7 protein-coding genes are annotated in these 10,748 nt (G+C 58.1%); 3 read left to right on the plus strand and 4 right to left on the minus strand.

Annotated elements, in window-relative coordinates:
* Window positions 1-1,063 (plus strand): serine--tRNA ligase (serS, locus tag ACEQWH_RS09155; RefSeq protein ID WP_370230003.1); only part of this gene is annotated, 1,063 nt, incomplete at its 5' end.
* 192 nt (window positions 1,064-1,255) lie between these two features.
* On the opposite strand, the gene der is transcribed toward serS, so the two are convergent.
* The 3 genes from der to ACEQWH_RS09170 are packed head-to-tail and all read right to left on the minus strand — an operon-like array spanning window position 1,256 to window position 4,779.
* The gene (der, locus tag ACEQWH_RS09160) at window positions 1,256-2,719 is read right to left on the minus strand and encodes a ribosome biogenesis GTPase Der (protein ID WP_370230004.1); all 1,464 of its coding nucleotides are present in this window, start codon (window positions 2,717-2,719) and stop codon (window positions 1,256-1,258) included.
* Between the two features lie 46 nt (window positions 2,720-2,765).
* Window positions 2,766-4,055 carry a PQQ-binding-like beta-propeller repeat protein gene (locus ACEQWH_RS09165; protein ID WP_372521398.1) on the minus strand — a complete coding sequence of 430 codons (1,290 nt, stop codon included), beginning with the start codon at window positions 4,053-4,055 and terminating at the stop codon, window positions 2,766-2,768.
* A gap of 49 nt (window positions 4,056-4,104) precedes the next feature.
* On the minus strand, window positions 4,105-4,779 hold the full coding sequence (locus ACEQWH_RS09170; RefSeq protein WP_370230009.1) for a tetratricopeptide repeat protein: 675 nt from the start codon (window positions 4,777-4,779) through the stop codon (window positions 4,105-4,107).
* Between the two features lie 207 nt (window positions 4,780-4,986).
* Here ACEQWH_RS09170 and ACEQWH_RS09175 point away from each other — a divergent pair, with 207 nt between their 5' ends.
* Together ACEQWH_RS09175 and ACEQWH_RS09180 are read left to right on the plus strand one after the other, a co-directional pair.
* On the plus strand, window positions 4,987-6,234 hold the full coding sequence (locus ACEQWH_RS09175) for an efflux RND transporter periplasmic adaptor subunit (protein WP_370230010.1): 1,248 nt from the start codon (window positions 4,987-4,989) through the stop codon (window positions 6,232-6,234).
* On the plus strand, window positions 6,231-9,941 hold the full coding sequence (locus tag ACEQWH_RS09180; RefSeq protein WP_370230013.1) for an efflux RND transporter permease subunit: 3,711 nt from the start codon (window positions 6,231-6,233) through the stop codon (window positions 9,939-9,941). Before ACEQWH_RS09175 ends, ACEQWH_RS09180 begins: the two co-directional genes overlap by 4 nt.
* Before the next feature lie 78 nt (window positions 9,942-10,019).
* Here the strand turns inward: ACEQWH_RS09180 and ACEQWH_RS09185 are convergent, their stop codons facing one another.
* A complete protein-coding gene (locus ACEQWH_RS09185) occupies window positions 10,020-10,649 on the minus strand; it encodes a LysE family translocator (protein ID WP_370230015.1) in 630 nt (209 codons plus the stop codon).
* Between the last annotated feature and the right edge of the window lie 99 nt (window positions 10,650-10,748).

Consider the following 10,748-nt stretch of genomic DNA (forward strand, 5'->3'; position numbering starts at 1 on the left):
GGCCGAAAAGAAAGCCGAAGTCGCCGCGATGCAGGCCGAAGCCAAAGAGCTGGACGCCACGCTGACCGATGCGTTGGCGCGGATCGCCAATATTCCCGCGGAAGATGTGCCAGACGGGGCTGATGAGGACTACAACGTCGAAATCAACCGCCGGGGCGATGCCGTCGAACTGCCGTTTGCGGCCAAAGAGCACTATGACATTGCAGGCGTCGCAGCCTCGATGGATTTTGACGTCGCCGCCAAGATTTCTGGTGCGCGCTTTGTGATGCTGAAAGGCGCCGTGGCGCGTATTCACCGCGCGCTGGCGCAGTTCATGATCGACACCCAGGTGGATGAGAACGGCCTGACCGAGATGAACTCTCCGGTTCTGGTGCGTGATGAAGCGATGTATGGCACCGATAAATTGCTGAAATTTGGCGAAGACAGCTATCAGACCACCAATGGCTGGTGGCTGGTGCCAACCTCAGAGGTGCCGCTGACCTATACGGTTGCAGGCGACGTTCTTGAGGAAAGCGCCCTGCCGATCCGCATGACCGCGCATACGCTGTGTTTCCGCTCTGAGGCCGGCTCTGCAGGGCGTGATACGGCGGGTATGCTGCGCCAGCACCAGTTTGAAAAGGTCGAGATGGTCTCGGTGGTGCATCCAGACGACTCGGACAACGAGCAAAAACGCATGTTGCGCTGTGCTGAGGGTATTCTGGAAAAGCTGGGAATTCCCTATCGCACCGTTGTGCTCTGCACCGGAGACATGGGCTTTGGTGCGCGCCGCACCTACGACATCGAGGCCTGGATTCCAGGACAAAAAACCTATCGCGAGATTTCCTCGGTTTCCACCACAGGCGACTTTCAGGCGCGCCGCATGAACGCGCGCTTTAAGCCTGCGGACGGTGGCAAGCCAGAGTACCTTCACACGTTGAATGGCTCGGGTCTGGCGGTTGGGCGTTGCCTGATTGCTGTTCTGGAGAACGGCCAACAGGAAGACGGTTCTGTTAAGCTGCCCGATGCTCTGTCACCATATCTGGGTGGCAAGCTGACGCTGACTGCGGACGGCGTGCTGGCCTAGCGCGATAAGCCGTGCTCAGCGGCGGACTGGGGGGCGGCGCAGCAACATATGTGCTGGCCCCTTTATCCTGCAAAACCCGAAAAACGCTCGAATAGGCTACTCAAGTTGAAACAGCGCCGGCCTACGGGGCCGGTCCGACGCTGAGCACGGCGGGCCTGCGGCCCTTGATTCCGTGCTAAGTCTCATTCCGTGCTATTTTTCGCGTTGCGACCGAGGAGTCAGGTGTTTCTTCAACGCACCCGCTTTTTTCTTGCGAGCGCCCTTGTAGGGGTTCTTGTCCCCCTGCCCACGCATATGCAGCCGGATCGGCGTGCCCGGCATATCAAAATCTTCGCGTAACCCATTGACCAGATAGCGAGAATAGCTGTCAGGCATCTTATCAGGGTGCGAACACATCACCACAAACCCCGGAGGACGGGATTTCGCCTGTGTCATATACCGCAACTTGATCCGCTTGCCTTGAGGCGCAGGCGGCGGGTGCTGCTCGAGCATACCAGTCAGCCAGCGGTTCAGCTGCGCCGTCGTAACGCGGCGGTTCCAGACGTCATAAGCGCGCAGGATCGCATCGTGCAGACGTTCCAGCCCACGTCCGGTTTTCGCAGAAACCGTAATCAAAGGCGCGCCACGCAGCTGCGGCAACAGACGCCCGAACGCCTCTTTCAGATCGCGCAGCTTTTCTTGCTTTTGGTCCTCAACATCCCATTTGTTGACCGCGACAACCACGGCGCGACCTTCGCGTTCCGCCAAGTCTGCAATGCGCAAGTCCTGTTGTTCAAACGGGATCGCGGCATCCAGCAGAACCACCACGACTTCGGCGAATTTCACCGCGCGCAGACCATCAGATACGGACAGTTTTTCAACCTTGTCCTGCACCTTGGCTTTTTTGCGCATGCCGGCCGTGTCAAAGATCCGCATCGGCGTGTCATTCCACTGCGTACGCAGGGAAATCGCGTCTCGTGTGATGCCCGCTTCGGGGCCGGTCAGCAGACGATCTTCGCCGATGATCTTGTTGATAAGAGTGGATTTTCCCGCATTCGGGCGACCGACGACTGCAATTTGCAGAGGCTTGTCTTGGGTGGGTTTCGGAACCGCGCCCTCGTTTGCATCTTCGTCCAGCTCAATGTCGGTCTCTGGCGCAGTCTCTTCTGCCAGTTTCGCAAATTTCTCCTCAACCGGCAGCAAGTGCACGAAAAGATCATTCATGCCCTCGCCGTGTTCGGCGGACAGGCGAATGGGTTCGCCCAGCCCCAGAGAATAGGCTTCGATCACGCCGGCATCCGCCGCCGACCCTTCGCCTTTGTTTGCCGCCAGAATTACGTGCGCGGACTTCTTGCGCAGGATTTCAGCGAAAATCATATCTGTTGGCGTCACGCCGGCGCGCGCATCGATCATGAACAGGCACACATCTGCCATATCCACCGCGCGTTCAGTCAGCCGTCGCATCCGCCCCTGAAGGCTGTCGTCAGTGGCATCTTCAAGACCGGCCGTATCGATCACCGTAAAGCGCAGATCTCCCAGACGCGCCTCACCCTCACGCAGATCGCGCGTCACGCCGGGCTGGTCGTCAACCAGTGCCAGTTTCTTGCCCACAAGGCGATTGAACAGCGTGGATTTGCCCACATTCGGACGTCCCACGATGGCGAGTGTGAAACTCATAATACTCTCCAGAAATCTGAAGACGCGGCCTTACAGCATATTTTGCTTAACGGAAAGCCAACAATTGGCCCTTTTTGCTGACAACATACAAAGTGCCGTCCGCAACGATTGGGCTGGACGCAGCGCCGCTAGGAATTTCCGCTGTTGAAACCACATCGCCAGAGGCAGGATCAAAGGCGCGCAGGGTGTCATCAGACGAGGCCACATACAGGCGTCCGCCCGCAAGCACTGGGCCGTAATGCGCATAGCGCGCGACCTGGCGTCTTGGACGCGGCTTGATGAAGTCAGGCAGGGATTTCACCCAAACATGCGAGCCATCAGACGCATTCAGGCGCACCAACTGGTTCTGTTCATTGACAAAAAACAACGCGCCGCCGACTGGCCACACGGGGCCGATTGCGCCCTCTGCGGTGGTCCATTTCCGCTCGCCGGTCTCCAGATCCAGCGCCGCGATCCGCCCGGAGTGGTTTGCGACATAGATCGTAGAGCCGACGATCACAGGATCACCTGTGATATCACCGATTGTGGAGAGCGCCCGTCCAACACGCTGACCTTGAATGCCAGCATCCCAGAACCGAACACCGCCGCGACGGAAAGCTGTCTGAACTTCGCCTGAACCAAAGGCAAACACCGCAAAGCGATCAGACAACGCGGGGGCCGAGGGCACCTGAAGGTTGTTGACCGAAGGTGTCGAGGTCAGTTTCCATTCAATCCGGCCATTGGATTTGTTCACGGCCCAGGCCACATCGTCGCCGGCCACAAAGTAAATCAGATTGCCAAAGACTACAGGCGCGCCGTTGCCGGTTGCGCCCAGACGTTGTTCCCACTGAACAGCACCGTCCGAGGCATTTACCGCCAGAAGTCGACCAAAGCCCGTTGTGACATAAAGCACCCCGTCAGAAATCGCCAAGCCACCGCCCGAGGCGTCGCGTGCGTCGTCCCCTGCTGGGGTCAGGCTGCGCGACCAGATACGCGCGCCGGATGTCGATGTGGCAACAAGGTTTGATTCCGCATCAACCGTAAAGACACGCCCATTGGCCATAACTGGGTCGGTCGAGATACGCGCGCGGCGGCCCTCGCCAGCGCCGATATCAGCCGCCCAGACCAAAGACGGGTTGGCCGCCAAGGCCGGATGGGTCGTGCGATAGCGTGGCGTGCCGTGCCGGTGGGTCCAGCTTGCGTTGCGGGTCACGCCCGGCAACTTGATCGCTTTGCTTTCAGAGGGCAGCTCAACTGCAATTGCGTCACCGCGAATGCTTTCCCGTTCGCCGGTCAACAGAACTTCGCGTTGTGCGCAGGCCGTCAAAACCAACCCGCTCACAGCTGCCAGGAGCACAGTCCCTAGTCTCATACGATGTCCCTCCCGCCGAGCGTTCGTCTTGATCTTACTGACCTTCTGTCGCTGTCGGCAAATCTTCTGGTTCGCCCCCAAGCGCCACAATCAACTGAGTTGCGCGTTGACGCAAGCCCGCAGATGCCCCTGCATCCAGCGAGATGGTTTGCAGTCGCGTGACCGCAACATCTATGTTTCCTGCCTCAATTTCCAGCAAAGCGATTTGTTCTGAGGCATAAAGCGCCAAAGGGCGACCCGCAGAGGCGAGGGTTTCAAACGCGATACGGCGGTCCTGTGCGGACATGTCGCTGGATTGCGCCAGCACCGCTTTAAAGGCCGCGAGGTCTTTGTAGATCGCATCAACGTCGCTTGTTGCAGCGCCGTTCAAGGTTGCAGCCGCCGCAGCAGCATCACCAGATTCCAATTGTGCCGCACTCAGCAGCAACTGACGAACGATGTCGGCTTCGCCCGATTGCAGGTCAGCCGTCTGCAACGCGGTCGCGCGTGCAGCCGCATCCGCTCCATCCAACGCAGAAAGTAAAGCATCTCCAGTGGCTTGCGCGGCACTGCGTTGCTGAGATTTCTGCAATTCATTCCAGCTTGCACCACCGACAATGGCAACAACAGCGACCACGGCGATCCAGCCATACCTGCGGAATTGCGCGAACAATGCGTCGCGACGCACCTCTTCGGTGACTTCATCAATAAAGCTATCGGTATCGCTCACGGACCTTACCCCTAAAAGATTTTCCCTCTCATAGCCTTTGACACACCAAAGGCCAAGTGTTGACGGCAAAACTATGCTGCTATTGCAACGGTTCGCAGAGAAAAGTAAACTAAACTGGTCAGTTCAAAAAATTCTGATTGCTCCATTGCAATCAGAGTCCTTAACGCTATCTGCAAGTCACATCATGCCAAACTTAAGGCAAGGAAAATGAAACCAATTCCAGTCATCATCGCTGTCATCGTCACAGCATTTTTGTTTTTCTTTGTAATCCAGCGCGAGCAATTGCTGGATTTCGCCTCTGGCGGAGAAGACAGTCCTCCTGAAATCGTGGAAACTTCGGAACCCACCGAAACAATAGAATCGCCTCAAGACGTTGTGCGCGTCGTTGCGATCCAGTCGTCTGCACGGCTGATCGACAGTGCAGTGGTGCTGCGCGGGGAAACCGAAGCAACGCGTCAGCTTGACGTCATGGCCGAGACCTCAGGTCTGGTTGTGTCAGAACCTCTGCGCAAAGGCGCGTTGGTTGAGGCAGGTCAATTGCTGTGTGAAATCGATCCTGGCACGCGCCTGGCGTCACTGGCCGAAGCGCAAGCGCGCCTGGCATCCGCCAAGGCCGCCGCCCCTGCTGCACAAGCGGTGGTCGAACAGGCCCGCGCAGCCCTTGAAGAAGCTCGCATCAATGGCAACGCTGCTGAACGCCTGTCTGAAGATGGCTTTGCATCCGAAACCCGCGTCGCGGCCACTCAGGCCGCTGTACGGGCCGCCGAAGCAGGCGTGTCCTCCGCTCTATCCGGTCTGGAAAGCGCGCAGGCCAGCATCGAATCTGCCGAGGCTGGCGTGGCTGCCGCGCAGAAAGAAATCGACCGTTTGAAAGTTTTTGCCCCCTTTGGTGGCCTGCTTGAGACCGACACCGCCGAAATCGGCGAGTTGCTGAGCGCGAACAGCCCAAGTGGCGCCCATTGCGCAACGATCATTCAATTGGATCCAGTTAAGCTGGTCGGCTTTGTGCCGGAAACCGAAGTCAACCGCGTGCACCTTGGCGCCCGCGCTGGCGCGCGTTTGACCGACGGCAGCCAGGTGGTTGGCGAAGTAACCTTCCTGTCCCGCGCGGCGGATGAAACAACGCGGACGTTCCGTGTGGAAATCACCGTGAACAACGCTGACCTCGCGATCCGCGACGGGCAAACCGTTGAAATCATCATCGCGTCTGATGGTAAATCAGCCCATTTGCTGCCTCAGTCTGTTCTCACACTGAACGACGAAGGCTCTTTGGGCGTGCGCATCGTGACCGAAGACAAACGCGCGGACTTCGTCTCTGTAACGATGCTGCGTGACACCATCGACGGTGTTTGGCTGGCCGGTCTGCCGCAAGAGGCAAACGTCATTGTCATCGGCCAAGAATACGTCATCCCGGGCGTTCCCGTGGAGGCGAGCTATCAGGAGACCAACGAATGACTGGGATCGTAGACTGGGCCGCCTCGCGCGCCCGAATGGTCATTGCCTTTATCATTCTATCCCTCGCAGCAGGCAGCTTTGCCTATCTGACGCTGCCGAAAGAGGGTGAGCCGGACATTGAAATTCCGGCTCTCTTTGTATCTGTTCCCTTCCCCGGCATTTCGGCGAGCGACGCAGAAACCCTGTTGGTCAAACCGATGGAGACCGAACTTGCGGATCTGGACGGGCTCAAGGAAATGAGCGCGACGGCCGCCGAAGGCTATGCCGGGATTGGTTTGGAATTCGAGTTTGGCTGGGACAAAACCAAGATCATGGCTGACGTGCGCGACGCCATGCAGAAAGCTCAGGGCCAGTTCCCTGATGGCGCTGAAAACTATTCCGTCAATGAGATCAACTTTTCGGAATTCCCGATCATCATCGTGAACCTGACAGGTCAGGTGCCTGAACGCACGATGTCCCGCGTCGCCCAAGACTTGCAGGAAATGCTCGAAGGCATGGATGCGGTGCTTGAAGCGGGCATTGCGGGCAAACGCGACGAAATGCTCGAGGTTCTGATCGATCCGCTGCGTCTTGAGGCTTATAACGTGACTGCCTCCGAGCTGATCAATGTGGTGCGCAACAACAACCAATTGATCGCCGCGGGCGAAGTGGAAACCTCGCAAGGCACCTTTGCTGTCAAGATCCCCTCTTCGTTTAGCGATGCGCGCGACGTCTATGGCCTTCCGGTAAAAACCAACGGCGACCGGATCGTAACACTCGGCGATCTGGCAGACATCAAACTGACATTCGAAGACCGCCTCGGCACAGCGCGCTTTAACGGCGTGAACACCGTTGCGCTTCAGGTGGTTAAACGCCGCGGCTTTAACCTGATCGGCACCGCAGAAGAAGTGAAACTGGCCGTAGAAGAGGCCTCTGCAGACTGGCCCGATGGGTTGAAAGCCTCGGTCGAGCTGGGCACATCCAACGACCAAAGCCGCATCGTCGGCTCGATGGTCAGCCAGCTTGAGGGCTCTGTGATGACGGCGATTGCGCTCGTTATGATCGTGGTCCTCGCAGCTTTGGGAACACGCGCCGCTTTGTTGGTTGGTTTCGCGATCCCAACATCCTTCCTTTTGTGTTTCGTATTGCTCGCGCTCATGGGCGTGACCGTGTCAAACATCGTAATGTTCGGCCTGATCTTGGCCGTCGGCATGTTGGTGGATGGCGCAATCGTGGTTGTGGAATACGCCGACAAACGCATCAAGGCCGGCGTCGGCCCAATGCACGCCTATACCGAAGCCGCAAAACGCATGTTCTGGCCGATTGTGTCCTCGACAGCGACGACGCTCTGTGCCTTCTTGCCGATGCTGTTCTGGCCGGGTGTCCCGGGTCAGTTCATGGGGATGTTGCCTGTCACGCTGATCTTCGTTCTGTCCGCTTCGCTGGTCGTTGCACTGGTGTACCTGCCGGTCATGGGCGGTGTGTCTGGCCGACTAAGCCGCAGCTTTACCGCGGCGTCCACAGCGCTGCGTCGCCGCACGCCTTGGATCGTGCGGGCGCTCTTGGTGCCACCCTCTCTGATGCTTGTGTTTGCCGGGGCGATGACCATTCTGAACCCAGGGTATCTGTTCGGAGGCCAAGCCCCCTTCCCTGATATGGTCGGCTTGCTCTTTGGCTTTGTGTTGTTCCTGGCTGGTGCCTTTGCTGGCTCGATCACAGTCGATGCGGTTTTGATCACACGTCGCCAACGCCGTGTGCGCGCAGGCCGTCGCCTGTCGCCATTTGGCTGGCTGATCAAATTGATCGCGGGCAACCCGATCATGCCGATTGTGTCGATCGTTGCGGTTGGCTTCTTTGTTGTCTCGGTGTTCACCTATTTTGGCGCCAACAACAAAGGCGTTGAGTTCTTTGTGGAATCCGAGCCGGAAATGGCGATCGTCTATGTCAAAGCGCGCGGGAACCTGTCGCTGGAACAGAAGGACGATCTGGTCAAACAGGCCGAAGAAATCGTGATCCGGCACCCGGGTGTACAAACCGCATTTGCCTTTGCAGGCGAAGGCGGGCTGGACAACAACACGGGCGGCGCGCAGCCTCCGGGTGACACGGTTGGCCAAATTCAGTTTGAAACCATCCCGTGGGAAGACCGCCCTGAAAACCAAGAGCCTTGGTTTACCATTCCCTTCATCGACTACACCGTGAACCAACAGGTGAAAGCGCTGGAATTCGACGGCGACACGATCATCGACGAGTTGATGGCAGAGCTGGAAACCATCCCCGGCGCCCAGGTGGAAATCCTGGCAGCGTCGCGTGGTCCTGCTTCGGCAAAGCCTGTGCATCTGCGTATCAAAGGCGACAACTGGGAAGACCTGCTGGCGGCCACCGCTTTGGCGCGGGCGCAGTTTGATGCCACCGAAGGTCTGGCTTTGATCGAAGACACCCTGCCCCTGCCCGGCATTGACTGGGAGATCGACGTAGACGTCGAACGTGCAGGCCGTTATGGCGCGGACGTGGCCACTGTGGGTGCGATGGTGCAACTTGTGACCCGTGGCATCCTGCTGGACACCTACACGCAGGACGGATCAGACGAGGAAAGCGAAATCCGAGTGCGTCTGCCCGAAGAGGATCGCGTTCTCAGCACCTTGGATACGCTTAAGGTTCGTACGCAAGGCGGGCTTGTGCCTCTGTCTAATTTCATCACGCGTCAGCCGGTGCCCAAACTGGCGGAAATCAACCGTGTGGACCAGACCCGTTATTTTGACATCAAGGCAGGCGTGACAGCCGCGCAGACCTTGCTGCAGAATGAAACAAAAGGCGAAGTGCGTGTCATCGCGACCGCCGACTGGGATGCAGACAGTGCGTTGCAGGCGGATCTAACAGACCAAGGATTCACCTCTGCGCCGTTGACGCCGGCGGAGCAGATCACACGGATCACCACATGGCTTGAAACTTCGCCCTTCCCAAGCGGTATCGAGTGGGAATGGACGGGCGATCAGGAAGACGAAGCCGAAAGTCAGGCTTTCTTGGGCAACGCTTTCTTGGGCGCGCTTGGGCTGATGTTCATCATTCTGCTGGCGCAGTTCAACAGCTTCTATAACTCTGTGTTGGTTCTGCTGGCGGTCATCCTGTCCACGACCGGCGTTCTGATCGGTATGCTGGTGATGAACCAGGCCTTCTCGATCATTATGACGGGTACAGGCATCGTGGCCTTGGCGGGGATCGTGGTGAACAACAACATTGTTCTGATCGATACCTATCAAGAATACAGCCAGTACATGCCCCGCATCGAAGCGATCGTGCGCACCGCGCAAGATCGTCTGCGTCCGGTTATGTTGACCACCATCACAACGATGGCGGGCCTTGCCCCGATGATGTTCGGCCTCAGCCTGGACTTCGTGAACGGTGGCTATTCCATCGACAGCCCAACCGCGCTTTGGTGGAAACAGCTGGCGACAGCGGTGGTCTTTGGACTTGGCATTGCGACGGTTCTTACGCTGGTGTTCACACCTTCCATGCTGGCACTGCGTGTCTGGACAACGACTTATGTGGCGTGGTTCTTCCGCCTAATCGCTCGCCTGACACGCGGACGCTCTAGCCGCGTGGCACGTGACTGGGCCCTGCGTCGCGAGGCGAAAAAGTTCCGCGCACCAGAGATCCTTTGGGAAGATGACCCTGCGCCTGTAGAGCCTGTTCAGGCATCCCCCAAAGGCACGCTGCGCGCCGCTGAATAAGGCGATTGCATAAGCTAAACAGAAAAGCGCCCGCACCTTTATCTGGTGCGGGCGCATTTGTTTTGACCACAGCGGATGCTAGTGGTCCGTGAGTGATTTGCCCCCCAGCAACACCGCCGCACCGATCATAAAGCCGCCGCCGATCCGGTCGATCCAAACCTTGGCATGTCCTTTGACCCGTGCAGCCAACCAACTTGCCGCGAGGCCATAGGCGCTTAGAAACAGGCCATCAAGCGTCAGATAGGTGATCGACAGGATCAAGAACTGCGGCCAGAACGCGGCCTCTGCGGAAATGAACTGCGGAAACAACGCAGCAAAAAACACGACGGCTTTGGGGTTGGCGGCAGAGGTTATAAAGCCCTGCATCCAAAGAGCTTTCAGCGACACGGACGTGCGCGACCCTGCGACACCCGGATCCAAAGGTTTGGCCCGCAGGATCATCCGCGCACCAAGCCAGATCAGATAGATCACGCCCACCCATTTGATGGCCGTCAACGCCGTCGCCGAGGCGGCAATCACAACGGCAAGGCCCAGACCAGCGGCCAACATCTGCAACATATTCGCGGTCATATCCCCGGCAGCGGTCGCCAGAGACCTGCGAAATCCATGCGTGCTGCTGTTTGACAGCATCAATAACTGGCTTGGACCCGGCGTACTCATCAAGGCAAGAACGGTCGCGACGTACAGCAACCACGTTTCAATCGTCATAGCGGCCTCCAATCTCAGATTGGGGCCACTCTAACGAGCGCTCGCAAACCAAAGCAAGCGGTGCGGCTAAGAGACCTCTTCGGTTTCGTTAAGCTGACG

The organism is Cognatishimia sp. (assembly GCF_964229375.1).
In the GTDB taxonomy this organism is placed as follows: Bacteria; Pseudomonadota; Alphaproteobacteria; order Rhodobacterales; family Rhodobacteraceae; genus Cognatishimia.

Coding starts and splice junctions, on each gene's coding strand:
- der (WP_370230004.1), bottom strand. CDS start 2,719: ATGAGTTTCACACTCGCCATCGTGGGACGTCCGAATGTGGGCAAATCC.
- ACEQWH_RS09175 (WP_370230010.1), top strand. CDS start 4,987: ATGAAACCAATTCCAGTCATCATCGCTGTCATCGTCACAGCATTTTTG.
- ACEQWH_RS09180 (WP_370230013.1), top strand. CDS start 6,231: ATGACTGGGATCGTAGACTGGGCCGCCTCGCGCGCCCGAATGGTCATT.
- ACEQWH_RS09185 (WP_370230015.1), bottom strand. CDS start 10,649: ATGACGATTGAAACGTGGTTGCTGTACGTCGCGACCGTTCTTGCCTTG.